The organism is Streptomyces sp. NBC_01410, from assembly GCF_045040195.1.
GTDB lineage: Bacteria > Actinomycetota > Actinomycetes > Streptomycetales > Streptomycetaceae > Streptomyces.
This window is the reverse complement of sequence record NZ_CP109530.1, coordinates 6,324,704-6,340,144: the sequence shown is the minus strand read 5'-3', so window position 1 is coordinate 6,340,144 and position 15,441 is coordinate 6,324,704. Positions and strand designations below refer to the sequence as shown.

18 protein-coding genes and 1 pseudogene are annotated in these 15,441 nt (G+C 68.7%); 11 read left to right on the top strand and 8 right to left on the bottom strand.

The features are described 5' to 3' along the window. Nucleotides 1–56: 56 nt before the first annotated feature. Entirely contained in the window at nucleotides 57–1,052 is a 996-nt protein-coding gene (locus OG741_RS29225) for a TAXI family TRAP transporter solute-binding subunit (protein WP_405602803.1), read from the top strand. On the opposite strand, the gene OG741_RS29220 is transcribed toward OG741_RS29225, so the two are convergent. Together OG741_RS29220 and OG741_RS29215 are read right to left on the bottom strand one after the other, a co-directional pair. Further along, a complete protein-coding gene (locus tag OG741_RS29220; RefSeq protein WP_405602801.1) occupies nucleotides 1,042–2,433 on the bottom strand; it encodes an ATP-binding protein in 1,392 nt (463 codons plus the stop codon). The genes OG741_RS29225 and OG741_RS29220 overlap by 11 nt on opposite strands. A gap of 15 nt (nucleotides 2,434–2,448) precedes the next feature. Further along, complete coding sequence (locus tag OG741_RS29215) at nucleotides 2,449–3,156, bottom strand: response regulator transcription factor (protein ID WP_324974892.1); 708 nt, start codon at nucleotides 3,154–3,156, stop codon at nucleotides 2,449–2,451. A gap of 261 nt (nucleotides 3,157–3,417) precedes the next feature. Between OG741_RS29215 and OG741_RS29210 the strand changes: the two genes are divergently transcribed. The 8 genes from OG741_RS29210 to OG741_RS29175 all read left to right on the top strand — a co-directional run bounded on the left by OG741_RS29210 (nucleotide 3,418) and on the right by OG741_RS29175 (nucleotide 9,627). After that, nucleotides 3,418–4,200, top strand: coding sequence for an amino acid ABC transporter ATP-binding protein (locus OG741_RS29210; protein WP_405602798.1), 783 nt, complete (start codon nucleotides 3,418–3,420; stop codon nucleotides 4,198–4,200). A 59-nt stretch (nucleotides 4,201–4,259) separates the two neighbouring features. Next, complete coding sequence (locus OG741_RS29205; RefSeq protein ID WP_405602795.1) at nucleotides 4,260–5,090, top strand: glutamate ABC transporter substrate-binding protein; 831 nt, start codon at nucleotides 4,260–4,262, stop codon at nucleotides 5,088–5,090. A gap of 74 nt (nucleotides 5,091–5,164) precedes the next feature. Next, entirely contained in the window at nucleotides 5,165–5,833 is a 669-nt protein-coding gene (locus OG741_RS29200; protein WP_405602794.1) for an amino acid ABC transporter permease, read from the top strand. After that, nucleotides 5,830–6,735, top strand: a complete 906-nt coding sequence (locus tag OG741_RS29195; protein ID WP_405602791.1) for an amino acid ABC transporter permease — start codon at nucleotides 5,830–5,832, stop codon at nucleotides 6,733–6,735. The genes OG741_RS29200 and OG741_RS29195 overlap by 4 nt, the downstream gene beginning before the upstream one ends. A 175-nt stretch (nucleotides 6,736–6,910) precedes the next feature. Beyond that, nucleotides 6,911–8,506 carry an FAD-dependent monooxygenase gene (locus tag OG741_RS29190; protein ID WP_405602789.1) on the top strand — a complete coding sequence of 532 codons (1,596 nt, stop codon included), beginning with the start codon at nucleotides 6,911–6,913 and terminating at the stop codon, nucleotides 8,504–8,506. Between the two features lie 32 nt (nucleotides 8,507–8,538). Then, on the top strand, nucleotides 8,539–8,625 hold the full coding sequence (locus tag OG741_RS29185; RefSeq protein ID WP_319285218.1) for a putative leader peptide: 87 nt from the start codon (nucleotides 8,539–8,541) through the stop codon (nucleotides 8,623–8,625). 70 nt (nucleotides 8,626–8,695) lie between these two features. Beyond that, on the top strand, nucleotides 8,696–9,244 hold the full coding sequence (locus OG741_RS29180; RefSeq protein ID WP_405602787.1) for a cysteine dioxygenase: 549 nt from the start codon (nucleotides 8,696–8,698) through the stop codon (nucleotides 9,242–9,244). Then, entirely contained in the window at nucleotides 9,241–9,627 is a 387-nt protein-coding gene (locus OG741_RS29175) for a rhodanese-like domain-containing protein (protein ID WP_405602785.1), read from the top strand. The genes OG741_RS29180 and OG741_RS29175 overlap by 4 nt, the downstream gene beginning before the upstream one ends. A 108-nt stretch (nucleotides 9,628–9,735) precedes the next feature. Here OG741_RS29175 and recX read toward each other — a convergent pair whose 3' ends face one another. From recX to OG741_RS29155, 4 genes are all read right to left on the bottom strand, one after another. Next, the gene (recX, locus tag OG741_RS29170; RefSeq protein WP_266489095.1) at nucleotides 9,736–10,308 is read right to left on the bottom strand and encodes a recombination regulator RecX; all 573 of its coding nucleotides are present in this window, start codon (nucleotides 10,306–10,308) and stop codon (nucleotides 9,736–9,738) included. Between the two features lie 3 nt (nucleotides 10,309–10,311). After that, on the bottom strand, nucleotides 10,312–11,439 hold the full coding sequence (gene recA / locus OG741_RS29165; RefSeq protein WP_266489093.1) for a recombinase RecA: 1,128 nt from the start codon (nucleotides 11,437–11,439) through the stop codon (nucleotides 10,312–10,314). 196 nt (nucleotides 11,440–11,635) lie between these two features. Next, nucleotides 11,636–12,811 carry an AI-2E family transporter gene (locus tag OG741_RS29160; protein WP_405605835.1) on the bottom strand — a complete coding sequence of 392 codons (1,176 nt, stop codon included), beginning with the start codon at nucleotides 12,809–12,811 and terminating at the stop codon, nucleotides 11,636–11,638. A gap of 360 nt (nucleotides 12,812–13,171) precedes the next feature. Then, nucleotides 13,172–13,366, bottom strand: a complete 195-nt coding sequence (locus OG741_RS29155; protein WP_142213313.1) for a DUF3046 domain-containing protein — start codon at nucleotides 13,364–13,366, stop codon at nucleotides 13,172–13,174. Between the two features lie 78 nt (nucleotides 13,367–13,444). Here OG741_RS29155 and OG741_RS29150 point away from each other — a divergent pair, with 78 nt between their 5' ends. Continuing rightward, a complete protein-coding gene (locus tag OG741_RS29150) occupies nucleotides 13,445–14,380 on the top strand; it encodes a hypothetical protein (protein WP_405602783.1) in 936 nt (311 codons plus the stop codon). 4 nt (nucleotides 14,381–14,384) lie between these two features. Here the strand turns inward: OG741_RS29150 and OG741_RS29145 are convergent, their stop codons facing one another. Next, on the bottom strand, nucleotides 14,385–14,534 hold the full coding sequence (locus OG741_RS29145) for a hypothetical protein (RefSeq protein ID WP_405602781.1): 150 nt from the start codon (nucleotides 14,532–14,534) through the stop codon (nucleotides 14,385–14,387). Between the two features lie 78 nt (nucleotides 14,535–14,612). Here OG741_RS29145 and OG741_RS29140 point away from each other — a divergent pair, with 78 nt between their 5' ends. Further along, nucleotides 14,613–14,909 carry a hypothetical protein gene (locus OG741_RS29140; protein WP_405606012.1) on the top strand — a complete coding sequence of 99 codons (297 nt, stop codon included), beginning with the start codon at nucleotides 14,613–14,615 and terminating at the stop codon, nucleotides 14,907–14,909. A gap of 34 nt (nucleotides 14,910–14,943) precedes the next feature. Here OG741_RS29140 and OG741_RS29135 read toward each other — a convergent pair. Next, nucleotides 14,944–15,327: pseudogene (locus OG741_RS29135) on the bottom strand (toll/interleukin-1 receptor domain-containing protein); the annotation flags it as partial. Nucleotides 15,328–15,441: the final 114 nt, after the last annotated feature.

Below are 15,441 nucleotides of genomic sequence, written 5' to 3'. Positions count from 1 at the left end.
CCGTCCGCGAGCCGGGGCCTGGCCATCACAGGGAGTGAGCTGGCAGGATCGCGGCCATGTTCCCCGCCCCGTCCCGCATCAGCCGAAGCCGCGCCCTGCAGGCGTCCGCGGCCGCCCTCGTGGTGTTCGGGCTGCTGGCGTGGTGGCTGCTGCCCATCGGAGAGTCCTCCCCAAAGGGGAAGCTGACTTTCAGCACGGGCGTGCAGAGCGGGGTCTACCAACGGTACGGCGCACTGCTCGAGGAGGCTCTCGCCCAAGACATGCCGGACGTGCAGATAGATCTGCGAACCAGCGAGGGCTCGCAACAGAATCTCGCGCGCGTGGCCACCGGCGAGGCCGACTTCACCATCGCCACGGCCGACGCGGTCGCCAAGTACAGGCGGGACAGCAAGCCGGGCGCCGACCGGCTGCGCGGCTGCGCCCGGCTGTACGACGACTATGTGCAGCTCGTCGTACCCCGCTCCTCCCAGGTGAAGTCCGCCCGCGATCTGCGCGGCAAGCGGGTGGGTATCGGGCCGGCGAGGTCGGGTGTACGGCTGATCGCCGAGCGGCTGCTCACGGCCTCGGGGATCGATCCGGCGCGAGACATCACTCCGGTCGCGGCCGGGATCGACACCGTGCCTGCCCGGCTGGAGGCCGGCGAGCTCGATGCCTTCTTCTGGTCGGGCGGGCTGCCCACCAGCACCATCCAGGAGTTGTCCGAGCGCTTCGAGATCAAGCTCATCCCGCTGGCGGCCGATCTCGTCGACAAACTGCACACCGCGGGCGACACCAGCTACTACCGCGCCGCCGTGATGCCCGCCGACGCCTATCTCCAGGCGCAGAGCGGGGTGCCGGTGCCGACGGTGGCGGTGGCGAATCTGCTGGTCACCACCGACCGGACGGATCCGGCGATGACCGAGGGCTTCACCCGTACGGTGATCAAGAGCCGGGACCGGATCGGCAACACCGTGCACCCCGCGCAGCTGGTGGATCTGCGGACCGCCGTCTACACGGATCCGCTGCCACTGCACGAAGGAGCCCGGCGCTACTACCGCTCGGTCAAGCCGTAGGAGACGTACGCGGGACGGTCACGGTCACCCGCAGACCGCACGGCTCGTGGTGCTCGTACGCGATCGAGCCGCCGCCTGCCGTCAGCAGTGCGCGCGAGATCGACAGGCCCAGACCCGAGCCCTTGATGTTCTGATGGCGGCCGCTGCGCCAGAAGCGGTCGCCGATACGGGCGAGCTCCTCGTCGGTCAGGCCGGGACCGCGGTCGGTGATCACGACCGTCGAGGTGGCCCCGTTGGAGGCGACCGAGACGGTGACCTCCTCGCCGCTCGGGGTGAACTTCAGGGCGTTGTCGATCACCGCGTCCAGGGCGCTGGAGAGCGCGACCGGGTCGGCCCAGGCCGTGACCGCTGCGCGGTGTTCGGTCAGACGAACGCCCTTCTCCTCGGCGAGCGGACGCCAGGCGGCGACCCGTTCCGCTGCCAGTTCGCCAATGTCTGTGAGCCGGAGGTCGGCGCAGGCGTGCTCGGCCAGCGCCAGGTCCAGCAGGTCGTCGAGGACCTGGGCCAGGCGCTTGCCCTCGGTGCGGACCGAGGCGATCTCCTCGTTGCCCTCGGGGAGCTCCAGGGCAAGGAGCTCGATGCGCAGCAGCAGGGCGGCGAGGGGATTGCGCAGCTGGTGAGAGGCGTCGGCCACGAACGCCCGCTGCTGTTCCAGTACTTCTTCTACGTTGTCGGCCATCTCGTTGAACGAGCGGGCCAGGCGTCTGAGTTCCGGGGGTCCGCCCGCCGCCGCGACGCGCGAATTCATCTGCCCGGTCGCGATGTCATGGGTGACCGCGTCCAGGATACGTACGGGCCGCAGGACCCAGCCGGTGAGGCGGAACGCGGCGCCGACGGCGACCAGCATCGCCGCGCACTCGCCGGCCGCGATCAGCAGCCAGCCCTTCAGGACGCGTGAACGCAGCTGGGCGGTGGGCGAGTCGGTGAACACGACGGCGACGACGTCCCCGTCCCGTACGACGGGTGAGGCGACGACGAGCCGGGCGCCCTGCTGCCACGGCCAGACCTGCCCGGGGTCCTGGCTGCGCCGGCCGGTGAGCGCTTCCTGGAATGCCTCCCGGCCCTCGCCGCTGCGCGGCACGTACCAGCCCTCGGGGGCACTCGCGATGTCGTCGCCGTCGCGGTAGAAGACGCCCGCCTTGATGCCGTACGTGTCGTGATAGCGGTCGAGCTGCTCCTGGAGCGTGGAGCGCCGCTCGTCCATTCCCGGGCCTTCGGTGACGAACTGCGCGAGCGCCGCGAAGCGCACCGTGTCGTCGATCCGGTCCACGACGACCCGCTGCTGCTGCGCGGCCGCCACGCTCACGGCGAGCGGGAAGCCGAGCGCGAGCAGCACGCCTGCCATGAGGACGATGAGCAGCGGGAGAAGTCGGGTACGCACCGGGGTGTACGGGCCTTACGGGGCCGCGGGCGCGACGAGCCGGTAGCCGACTCCGCGCACGGTCTCGATCAGGGCGGGCATCCGCAGCTTGGAGCGCAGGGACGCCACATGCACCTCGAGGGTGCGGCCGGTCCCTTCCCAGCTGGTGCGCCACACCTCGCTGATGATCTGCTCCCGGCGGAACACGACGCCCGGCCGCTGCGCGAGCAGCGCCAGCAGGTCGAACTCCTTGCGGGTCAGCTGAACCGTCTCCCCGTCGACGCTGACGCGCCGCGTGGGCAGCTCGATGGTGACCTGCCCCAGGCGCAGCGCATCCTCGGACCCGGCCGCGGCGGCATCGTCACCGCTCGCGGTTCGGCGGCTGACGGCGTGGATGCGGGCCAGCAGCTCCCCGGTGTCGTACGGCTTGGTGACGTAGTCGTCGGCCCCGAGGTTGAGCCCATGGATCCGGGAGCGGACGTCGGCCCGCGCGGTCACCATGATCACGGGCGTGGAGGTGAGCTTCCGGATCTTGCCGCACACCTGATAGCCGTCCTGGTCGGGCAGCCCCAGGTCGAGGAGCACGACTCCGAACGGCGGTTTTTCGGGATGCGTGGCGGGCAGCACGGCCTGCAGCGCCTCCTCGCCGTTGCGGGCGTGGACGACCTGAAAACCGTGCCTGGCGAGCACCGCGGACAACGCGGCGGCGACATGGTCGTCGTCCTCGACGAGCAGCAGCCTCATGGCCCCCCTACGGTCAAACGGTCATGGATCCGGTCAAGGATGTACCAGGGAATCAAGGCCGATGTGCACCCGGCCAGTCAAGGGGGTTCCCGATACCTGCCCGTTTCCGTTACCCACCCGGTACGCCGATCATCACCCTGTTCACGCATAGTGTCCAGGTGCAGCCGGATCGTTATCCTCAATTTCCGCTCAGATGTAATGACACTGGTCGCAAGGCGTGATTAACGTCCTCCCAACCGAGGAGGACGGAGCAAGAAGCCGATGAGCGGAGTTTCAGTGACCAAGGGCGTCGAGGACGCTGTACCCGCGGGCGACCTGGTCGTGCTGAGCAACGTCAACAAGCACTTCGGCGCGCTGCATGTGCTCCAGGACATCGACCTGACGATCGCCCGTGGCGAGGTCGTGGTCGTCATCGGACCCTCCGGGTCCGGAAAGTCCACGCTGTGCCGCACCATCAACCGCCTGGAGACGATCGACTCCGGCGCGATCTCGATCGACGGCAAGCCGCTGCCCGCCGAGGGCAAGCAGCTCGCACGGCTGCGCGCCGACGTCGGAATGGTCTTCCAGTCGTTCAACCTCTTCGCACACAAGACCGTGCTGGAGAACGTGATGCTGGGCCAGATCAAGGTCCGCAGGGCCGACAGGAAGGCCGCCGAGGACAAGGCGCGCTCGCTGCTCGACCGGGTGGGCGTCGGCTCGCAGGCCGACAAGTACCCGGCGCAGCTCTCCGGCGGCCAGCAGCAGCGTGTCGCGATCGCGCGAGCGCTGGCGATGGGCCCGAAGGTCATGCTCTTCGACGAGCCGACGTCTGCCCTCGACCCCGAGATGATCAACGAAGTTCTCGAGGTCATGCAGCAGCTTGCGCGCGATGGGATGACGATGGTGGTTGTCACCCATGAGATGGGCTTCGCCCGCTCTGCCGCCAACCGTGTTGTCTTCATGGCGGACGGCAGGATCGTCGAGGAGGCCACGCCGGACGAGTTCTTCAGCAATCCGCGCAGCGATCGTGCTAAGGACTTCCTGTCGAAGATCCTGCACCACTGACGACCGGCGCTCCCCGCACAACCGACGACCGGCGAGTTACGACACAAGGGATGTTCATCATGAAGCTGCACAAGGCAAGCGCCGCGGCCGCCGCGGCCCTCGTCCTCTCCCTGACCGCGACCGCCTGTGGCGGCGACAGCGACTCGGGCGACGGCGGCGGCAAGAAGATCACCGTCGGCATCAAGTACGACCAGCCGGGCCTCGGCCTGAAGACGCCGGACGGCAAGTTCACCGGTTTCGACGTCGCCGTCGCCACGTACGTGGCGAAGGAGCTCGGCTACGACGCCAAGGACATCACGTTCAAGGAGACGAAGAGCGCCGACCGCGAGACCGCGCTCGCACGCGGCGACGTGGACTTCATCGCCGCCACCTACTCGATCAACGACGAGCGCAAGCAGAAGGTCGACTTCGCCGGCCCTTACCTGCTCGCTCACCAGGACCTGCTGATCCGTGCCGATGACAACATCGCCAAGGGCGAGGACCTCAACGGCAAGAAGCTCTGCTCCGTCACCGGCTCCACGTCCGCTCAGAACGTGAAGAAGGACTTCGCGCCGAAGGCCAACCTGCAGCAGGTCGGCACGTACTCGGAGTGCCTCAACGGACTGCTGAGCGGCGCCGTCGACGCGCTGACCACGGACGACTCGATCCTTGCCGGCTACGCGGCGCAGGACCAGTACAAGGGCAAGTTCAAGCTCGCCGGCCTCAAGCTGAGCAACGAGAACTACGGCATCGGCGTCAAGAAGGGCGACAAGGAGATGGTCGACAAGATCAACGCCGCCCTCGCGAAGATGGTCAAGGACAAGGCCTGGGACAAGGCCGTGGCGGACAACTTCGGCCCGGCCAACTACCAGAACGAGCCCGCCCCGAAGATCGGCAACATCGTCAAGTGAAGCAGGGCTGACACGGCGTGCCGCCACTGAAGGCGGCGCGCCGCGCCCTCCTACACGCGGAAGCGCGGGAGACAGTGTTCGACTTTCTTGAAGGTTATGACTTGCTCGGGGCGTTCTGGGTGACGGTGCAACTCACCGTCCTCTCCGGAATCGGCTCCCTGGTGCTGGGAACCCTCCTCGCCGCGATGCGGGTGAGCCCGGTGCCTCTGATGCGTGCGTTCGGCACGGTCTACGTGAACGTGGTCCGGAACATCCCGCTCACCGTGATCATCGTCTTCTCCTCGCTCGGTCTCGCCGATGTCTTCGGCATGACGCTGGGCGCGGCCGACGACTTCGAAGCCAAGTACTTCCGGCTGGCTGTCTTCGGGCTCGCGGCCTACACCGCGGCGTTCGTCTGCGAGGCGGTGCGATCCGGGATCAACACGGTGCCGGTCGGTCAGGCGGAGGCGGCACGGGCCATCGGGCTGAGCTTCACCCAGGTCCTCTCAAGCGTCGTTCTCCCGCAGGCGTTCCGCTCGGTCGTCGGTCCGCTCACCAATGTGCTGATCGCCCTCACGAAGAACACCACGGTCGCGGCGGCCATCGGTGTGGCCGAGGCGGCTCTGCTCATGAAGGAGATGATCGAGAATGAAGCGCAGCTCGTCCTCATCTCAGCGATCTTCGCGTTCGGCTTCGTAGCTCTGACCCTTCCCACCGGCCTCATCCTCGGCTGGGTCGGCAAGCGTGTGGCGGTGAAGCGATGACCTCCGTTCTCTACGATGCTCCCGGCCCCGGGGCCAAGCGGCGCAACATCGTCTACACGGCCTCGTTCCTCGTGCTGCTGGCGCTGGGGATCTGGTGGGCGATCAGCATCATGGACGACAAGGGCCAGCTCGAATGGGCCCTGTGGAAGCCCTTCACCGAGGCGCCGGCCTGGACGACCTACCTGCTGCCGGGTCTCGTCAACACATTGAAGGCCGCGTCCCTCGCGATGGTCATCGCGCTGCCGCTGGGTGCAATCTTCGGCATCGCCCGGCTGTCCGACCACCGCTGGGTCAGGGTCCCGGCCTCGGTCGTGGTGGAATTCTTCCGCGCCATCCCGGTTCTGCTTCTGATGCTGTTCGCGAACCAGCTCTACGCCAACTCCGGCAGCATCAGCAGTGACATCCGTCCCCTGTACGCCGTGGTCACCGGACTCGTCCTGTACAACGCCTCGGTGCTGGCCGAGATCGTGCGGGCCGGCATCCTGTCGCTGCCCAAGGGCCAGACGGAGGCAGCCAAGGCGATCGGCCTGCGCAAGGGCCAGACGATGACGAGCATCCTGCTGCCGCAGTCCGTCACCGCGATGCTGCCGGCACTGGTCAGCCAGCTCGTCGTCATCGTCAAGGACACCGCTCTCGGCGGTGCGGTGCTGGCCTTCACTGAACTGCTGAACGCGAGGGGCACGCTCGCCGCGAACTACGCGAACGTCATCCCCAGCTTCATCGTCGTCGCGGTGATCTACATCATCCTCAACCTGATGCTCACGACCTTCGCCTCATGGCTGGAGCGCAGGCTGCGCCATGCGAAGAAGAGCACGGGAGCGGTGCTCACCGCCGACCTGGCCGGTGCCGAGGAGCCAATCGCCGAGCCCGGCGTCCAGAAGGATGACGGCCGCAGCACCTGACGGTTCATCGGATGCTCGACCAGCGAGGGGCGGTGGCCGCGAGGCCACCGCCCCTCGCCGCGTTCCTGTGTCACTTGACGCAAGCACCGGCAATGGGTTGCATACGTTCTGTGATCGCGCACCGGGCTCCCACCTCACCTTTCCGCCTGACCCTTCGGGCCCCAGGAGTCACGCCGTGGACCCGGTGATCATCGTCGGCGCCGGGCCCGTCGGGCTCGCGCTCGCGCTGGCCCTGGCGCAGCAGGACGTGCCCTCCGTCGTACTCGACGAAGGCGCCGGCAAGGACGAGACGCGGCCCGCTCGCACCGTCGTGCTGCGGTCCGACATGGCGGCCATGGTGGAACGGCTCGGCTGCAGCACTGTCCGTGACGAAGGCGCCCGCTGGGCCGGCTGGCGCTCGATGCGCCGGCGCCAGGACGTGCGGCAGCTCCCGCTCGGCGACGAGGCTGCACCCGCGCCGCTGCACATCCCCCAGCACGCCCTCACCCGCGGCCTGCGGGACGCCGTCGCCGGACAGGGGCTGATCCAGCTCGTCACCGACAGCCGCGTCGACTCGCTGGAGCAGGACGCGAGCGGAATCAGCGTGCACACCCGCGGGCCCGCGGCGACATGGTGGCGCGGAAGCCATCTGGTCGGGTGCGACGGCGCGAGGTCGACGGTCCGCAAGCTGCTCGGCATCCGTTTCCCGGGGCGCACCGCGGTGGAACGGCATGCGGTCGCCGCCCTGCGCACCGAACTCCCCTGGCCCGACGAGGCGTTGCTGCACCGTCAGCCGCCGTGGCGCACGGGCGGCGAGGAGGTCACCGCCCGGCCGCTGCCGGACGGCGTGTGGCGGCTCGACTGGCTGCTGGCGCCCCGCGGTGAACTGGTCACCCCCGACTCCCTGGTGGCCCGCCTGCGCGACACCCTGGCGGGCTGGTGCGGCGAGGCACCTGCGTACGAGCTTCTCGACACCGGTGTCTACACCCTCCACCACCGGCTCGCGCGGCGCTGGCGGGTCGACCGGGCCTTCCTCGCGGGCGACGCGGCGCATCTGCTGGGGGCGCTCGGCACTCAGGGGCTCGACGAAGGCCTGCGGGACGCGGACAACCTGGCCTGGAAGCTGGCGCACAGCTGGCACCACGGCCCGTCCGAGCCGCTGCTCGACAGCTATCAGGCGGAGCGGCGGGCGGCCGTGGCCTCGCGGCTGCGCGCCGCCGACCAGTCACTGCCGATACTGCGCGGCGGCAGCGCACTGCGTACGTACCTCCCGGGCGCCGCGCGCGGGCACGACATCCTGCTCACTGACGGCCATCTGGGGTACGGCCCGCTGGGCGCGCCCCCCGTATACACGCACTCCCCCCTGGCGCCCCAACACGCCCCTTCGCAGACCCTCGTCGGCACTGAGGCGGGTGCGCCCGTCGCGGATGTGCGGGTGACCGCCCCGGACGGGACGAGCGCGCTGCTACGGGACCGGCTGGGGCAGGGGCAGCTGCTGGTGATTCTCGTCGCACCCGGAACGGGGGTGTGGGACCGGCGGCACTGGGTGAGCGCGGGCGTGATGCCGCGACTGGCGGCGGCGGTCAGCGCGCTGCCGGTGCGGGCGGAGCTGCTGGTCACGGAGGGCTACCCAGGGGCTTCGGCACACACAGTGCTACTGGTGCGGCCCGACGGGCATCTGGTCGCGTCCTTCGCGGGAGTACGGCCCGCTGAGCTGTACTCGGCGGCGGACGCGGCGCGCGGAGGCGCCCCTTCAGCGGTGCGCAGTGACCGTACTGCGGACATCAATTGACCGTCGAAGGCGCACATGGTGTACTCCGGAGCGTGACTGACACCAATGTGCGCCTGTGGCGGAGGGTCCATATGGACCTCGTCCGCTACGCGGGCTGCGTGTGTCGTCCGTCCTGCTGAATTCGCATTCCCCGCGCGCCGTGACCCGCTGAGCCGGCGCGCTTTCCCGCGAACTTCCAGGACGGTTTCCGTGTCCCAGCCTGTCTCCGCGCAGCCTGTCTCCACTGTCGCCACCCGTGACTCGGGCCCGCCGACGGCGGCCGAGCTTCTCGACTTCGTACGGCGCTCAGCCGCCGACCAAGACCTCATCGCCTCGCTCCCCCTCGACCCCGAAGGGCGTACCTGGGTACGGCTCAAGGGCCCCGGCGGCAGCGAGGCCTGGCTGATCGGCTGGCCCCCGGGCACGGGTACCGGCTGGCACGACCACGCCGAGTCGCACGGCGCGTTCGCCACGGCCGCGGGCGAACTGAAGGAGAACTCCCTCGCCGTACGCCTGCCCGCGAGCGGCTGGAGGACCCTGGAGCTGAACGAAGGGGTCGACCGCGAACGGCAGTTGGGGCCGGGAAAGGGCCGGGCCTTCGGGACGCATCATGTGCACGAGGTGCTGAACGAGTCGGTCAGCGAGCACGCCGTCTCGGTGCACGCGTACTACCCACCGCTGCCGCTGATCCGCCGCTTCAGCCGGTCCGGTGCGGTGCTGCGTCTTGAGCAGGTCGAGCGTCCGGAGGACTGGCAGTGAGCGAGCAGGTGGGAATCGACGATCTTCTGGAACGGGTCCGCGAGGACCTCGACCGCGTCGAGCCGAAGGATGCCTACGCGGAGGCTGCGGACGGCGCGCTCCTCGTGGATATCCGGTACGCAGCCCTGCGCGAGCGGGACGGCCTGATCCCGGGCGCGCTGGTCGTCGAGCGCAATGAGCTGGAGTGGCGTCTGGACCCCCGGGGCAGCCACCGCGCACCGGAGGCGGTGAGCCACGATCTGCGGGTCGTCGTGATCTGCAACGAGGGCTACGCGTCGAGCCTCGCGGCAGCGTCCCTGCGCCAGTTGGGCCTGCACCGCGCGACTGACCTGGTCGGCGGCTTCCAGGCATGGAAGTCGGCGGGCCTCCCGGTGCAGCGCTGACGGTCCCGGCCTGACGGTTTCGCCCGACGGAGGCCGGGCGGGGGGCGGCAACGGCGAGGGGGGCCGGTGGAAGCGGTTACCCCGCCCCCGTACCGCGCTCCCGCGACGCTAGATCCCGCCCTCCTCCGGCACGTCCCCCACGTCCTCGCCCTCTTCCTCCAGTGCGCGCTTGACCACCCTGAGGGCCATGCCCTCCGGGTAGCCCTTGCGGGCCAGCATGCCCGCCAGGCGGCGCAGTCGCCGGTCGCGGTCCAGGCCCCGCGTCGAGGCGAGCCTGCGGGCGATCAGCTCGCGCGCCGTCTCCTCCTCCTGATCGGAGTCGAGCTGCCCGACCGCCTCGTCGATCAGGGCGGAGTCCACACCCTTGGTACGCAGCTCTCGCGCAAGTGCGCGCCTGGCCAGGCCCCTGCCGTGGTGCCGGGACTCCACCCACGCGTCCGCGAAGGCCGCGTCATTGATCAGTCCCACGTCCTCGAAGCGCGAGAGGACCTCCTCGGCCACCTCCGAGGGGATCTCACGTTTGTGCAGAGCGTCCGCGAGCTGCTTACGGGTGCGCGGGGTTCCGGTGAGCAGGCGCAGGCAGATCGCCCGCGCCCGCTCGGCGGGGTCCTGGGGCGACAGCTCCTTCTCGGCCCTCGACGAGGAGGTGCTGTCGCCCGGCCATTCGGTTCGCCGGGCCATGGTCTAGCCCTTGGCCGCCGCCGACTTGGCCGACTTGGCCTTGGAGGCGGGCGCGGGCACCGACTTCGCCGGGTCCTCGGCCGCAGCCGCCGCACCGGCGGCATCCGCGCCCGGCTCGGCCGGCAGGGCCTCCGGCCTCACGCCGACGCCCAGCTTCTCCAGGATCTTCTTCTCGATCTCATTGGCGAGATCGGGGTTGTCCTTCAGGAAGTTGCGGGCGTTCTCCTTGCCCTGGCCCAGCTGGTCGCCCTCGTAGGTGTACCAGGCGCCCGCCTTGCGGACGAAGCCGTGCTCCACGCCCATGTCGATCAAGCCGCCCTCGCGGCTGATGCCCTGGCCGTAGAGGATGTCGAACTCGGCCTGCTTGAAGGGCGGCGCGACCTTGTTCTTCACGACCTTGACGCGGGTACGGTTGCCGACCGCGTCGGTACCGTCCTTGAGGGTCTCGATGCGGCGGATGTCGAGCCGCACCGAGGCGTAGAACTTCAGCGCGCGGCCACCGGTCGTGGTCTCCGGCGAGCCGAACATCACGCCGATCTTCTCCCGGAGCTGGTTGATGAAGATCGCGGTGGTCTTCGACTGGTTCAGCGCGCTCGTGATCTTCCGGAGCGCCTGGCTCATCAACCGCGCCTGCAGACCCACGTGCGAGTCGCCCATCTCGCCCTCGATCTCCGCGCGCGGCACGAGGGCCGCGACGGAGTCGATGACGATCAGGTCGAGCGCGCCGGAGCGGACGAGCATGTCGACGATCTCGAGTGCCTGCTCGCCGTTGTCCGGCTGGGACAGGATCAGGTTGTCGATGTCGACGCCGAGCTTCTTCGCGTACTCGGGGTCAAGGGCGTGCTCGGCGTCGATGAAGGCCACCGAGCCGCCGAGCTTCTGGGCATTGGCCACGGCGTGCAGCGTGAGGGTCGTCTTACCGGAGGACTCCGGGCCGTACACCTCCACCACACGGCCGCGCGGAAGGCCGCCGACGCCGAGCGCGACGTCGAGCGCGGTCGACCCGGTGGGGATGACCTCGATGGGCTCGTTCGGCCGCTCGCCGAGGCGCATCACCGCGCCCTTGCCGAATTGCCGTTCAATTTGTGCGAGCGCGGCGTCGAGCGCCTTCTCGCGGTCGGTTCCTGCCATGGGTTCCACCCGATTTGCTTGAGTCGATCGCTTCACGTCAAAGACGCTAACCCCTGCCACTGACAATGGGCCCCGCCGTCCGTCCAGCCTGTGGATAACTCCGGCGAACCGCTGGGAAACCTGGGGCCGGAATCCCATGAGAATGGATGTTCGATTTTGGTGTCAAGCGCACCACGCGAGGCACCGCGGGTGTGCCTCAGGGCCGGTCGTCGGTCCCGGAGGTTCCGGACGCGGCGTCCTCCTCATCACCGGACTCCCGGGTGTCCCTGTCACGCAGGAGGCCGCGCAGCCGGGCCAGCGCCCGACCCCCGCCACTCCGCCGGTGGCCATGGACGCGCGGGTCGTCGGTCACGGCGTACCGCTTCACATAGGCACCCAGGAAGGCCTGCAGAGTGGCCACCGCCGGAATCGCGATCAGCGCGCCGACCGCGCCCAGCAGCGCCGTTCCCGCGACCACCGAGCCGAAGGCCACCGCGGGATGGATGTCGACCGTCTTGGAGGTGAGCTTGGGCTGCAGCACATAGTTCTCGAACTGCTGGTAGATCACGACGAATCCGAGCACCCACAGCGCGTACCAGGGGTTGATCGTGAACGCGATCAGCATGGGCAGTGCGCCCGCCAGATACGTGCCGATGGTCGGAATGAACTGGGAGACCAGCCCGACCCAGACGGCGAGCGCCGGGGCGTACGGCACGCCCAGGATCTCCAGCAGGATGTAGTGCGCGACACCCGAGATCAGCGCCATGAGGCCGCGCGAGTAGAGGTAGCCGCCCGTCTTGTCGACGGCGATCTCCCAGGCGCGCAGCACCTCGGTCTGCTTGGCGGGCGGCAGCAGAGAACACAGCGTGCGGCGCAGCCGGGGCCCGTCGGCCGCGAAGTAGAACGAGAACAGGAAGATCGTCAGCAGTTTGAAGAGTCCGCCGAGGACGGTGGCGGAGATGTCCAGTACACCGCTCGCGCTGTTCTGGACGTACTTCCGCAGCCAGTCCGAGCGCAGCAGGCTTTCCTGGATCTCGACGCGCGAGAGCTCGGTACGGAAGGTGTCGTTGATCCAGCGGATCACCGAGTCGAGGTACTTGGGGAAGCCCTCGACCATGTCGACGATCTGGCCGGCCAGCATCGAGCCCAGGAGGAAGACGAAGCCAGCGGCCGCGACGAAGACCGCGAAGAAGACGATGAAGGTGGCAAGGCCGCGGCGCATGCCGCGCGCCGACATTCTGCCCACCGCCGGCTCGATCGCGAGCGCCAGGAAGAAGGCGATCAGGATGTTGATCAGCAGCCCGATGAGCTGGTGGAAGGCCCAACTGCCCAGCTGGAAGCAGGCGTAGAGCGCCAGTGCGAGCACCATGGCGCGCGGCAGCCACCGGGGCATGCGGACCGGCCCGGGGCCTCCGGCTGCGGGCGCGGGGGGCGGCGGGTTCGGCGGGGGCGCGTCGTGAGCGGGGGTGTCCGAAGCGGTCGTGTGCTGAGCGCGCGGGTCCGAAGCACGCGCGTCTCCAGCGCTCGCATCCGAAGCGTTCGTGTCGTGCGCGCTGCTGTCCTGAGCAGTGGTGTTCCGAGCGGCGGTGTCCTCGGCGGTCACATCCGGCTCGGCCATGCCCTGCTCGGTCTTGTCGGTCTGGGCCACCCGGCCAGTGTCGCCTACGGGTTCCGCTACCGGTCCCCCCGGTCCCCGACCTGTCCCCGGCCCCCGGAACCGAACGCCCGTCCCGCCCTCAGCCCGCTGCCGGTGTCACTGCTTCTCGGCCGGGACCCCGACCGCCGCGCAGACCCCGCGCCACACGTCCTTGGCCTCCCAGCCGGCGGCCAGGGCCTCGTGCACCGTACGCCCCCCGAGCTCGGCCATCACATGGTCGCGCGCGAAGGAGTCCGCGTAGGCCTGACCGAAGTGATCAGCCATGCGCTCCCAGAAAATCGTCAACCGCATGAAGCCAGTATCCCGCCCCTGGGGTGCAGCTTTGTCCGTCCCGCGTGCCGAAAGCCCTTTCCGCCCTACGGTCGGAACATGGCTGGAACCGGAGCAACCCCCGTGCCCTCACTCGCGTCGCCGCTCGCCCGCGCAGAGCACTTCATCTGGCTGACCGCCCGCGTGCTGGAACAGCGGAGGTTCGCCTACCACTTTCTGGGCGGTGGCTCGGACACCGTGGAAACCGCCCTGGCCGCGTATCTCAATGAGGACGGCGGCTACGGCCACGCTCTCGAACCCGATCTGCGCGGCCCGGTCAGCCAGCCGCTGCACACCGCGCATGCCCTGCGCATCCTCGACTCCGTCGGACGCTGCAGCGGACTGCGCGTGGAGCGGATGTGCCGCTACCTCACCGAGGTGTCGACGTCCGACGGTGCGCTGCCCGCGATCCACCCCTCGCAGCGGGGATATCCGGCCGCGCCCTTCATCCCGATCGTCGACGATCCCCCGAGCGAACTGCTCGCGACGGGGCCAGTGGTCGGGCTGCTGCACCGTAATCAGGTGTGGCACGCATGGCTGTTCCGGGCCACGGACTTCTGCTGGGCCGCGGTCGACGGTCTCGATAAGTCGCATCCGTACGAGATCGAGGCCGCGGTGGCCTTCCTCGACGGGGTGCCGGACCGCTCACGCGCCGAAGCCGCGGCGGACCGGCTGGGACGACTGGTGCGCGAGCAGCACCTGGCGGTGCTCGATCCGGGACGGCTCGAGGACTATCCGGTCTCGCCCGGCTACGCGCCGGGTGAGCACCACTTCCCGTACCACTACGCCCGTACGCCGCAATCGCTCGCCCGCCTCTGGTTCACGGACGAGGAGATGACGCGCTCTCTGGAACATCTGGCGAGCGATCAGCGCGAGGACGGCGGCTGGCCGATCAATTGGCGCCAGTGGGCGCCGGGCACGGCTCTGGAGGCGCGGCCGATCGTGACGATCGAGGCACTGCGGACGCTTCGCGCACACGGCCACGCCATTGACTGACCTCTCAGCCGAGCCACAGCTCGTACACGTAGATACCACCCACGGAATCGTCATCCAGAGGGCCGATCTTCTTCGCCCGGAACTGGAATCCCTGCTCTTTGAGGATCTGCTCGTACAGCGAACGTGACAGCTTGAAGTCACCTTGCTTTGCCAAGCCGGATTCGAGTGCGGCGGATTCCAGCTTGATCAGCTCCCGGTGCGCGCGGGCCTGCTCCTCCTCGCCCCGGCTCTCATGCTCGTCAGCACGGGCAGCGGCGAATTCGATGATGTGCCCGTGGTATCCGCGCAGGGCGGCCTGCCAGGCTTCGTCGTCGTTCGGGTCGTATTCCGGCAGGAACTCGTCACCGATGATGATCCGGCCGCCCGGCGCAAGATTGTTCTTGATGTTCTCGAAATAGCGGCTCTTGTCCTCCAGCTTGATGTGGTGATCCGCGAAGGAGGAGAAGATGAACTGGAAACGCCCGTTGTCGCCACCCTCCCGGTAGGTGCGACTGTCGAGGGGCGGGCGGCAGAAAGTTCAGCGTTTTGATCAAGTCGCCCCAAGGGGCCGAGTGCCGACGGAAATCAAACCCGTGCAGCTGATCGAGCCGGGACGGGCGGGATGTCATCTCGAAGCGCAGCGGGAAAACCGGGACACCGACCCCCAGGGCATAAGCCCATTCCGATGCCACTTCCTCGGAAGTGCGCGCCGACTCGGTCAGAATCACAAGAATTGCCTGCGAAGACCTGATCAGCCGGAACAGTTCGGTGCGCCATTCCTGGCCGGCCTGCAGAGCATCCTGGTCCACGACAACGTCGAACCGAGCCGACCTCAGCTGCCGAATGACTCGCTCCGCGTATAATTTATCGGCATGACTGTACGAGATGAAGACCCGACCCGTCGCCCCTCCAAGCCTACAAACCCAGCACGATAACTTTAGCAAGATCCAATATTGTTCTGGAAGCATTGAGAATTAAAACCGGCTCCGATACTCAAATGACCGACCGCGTGTCCGGGGGCTCGGTTTACGCATTCCGTGCCATAAGGGACAGGAATCTCCTCCCGTCGCGGGCTGTGGTGC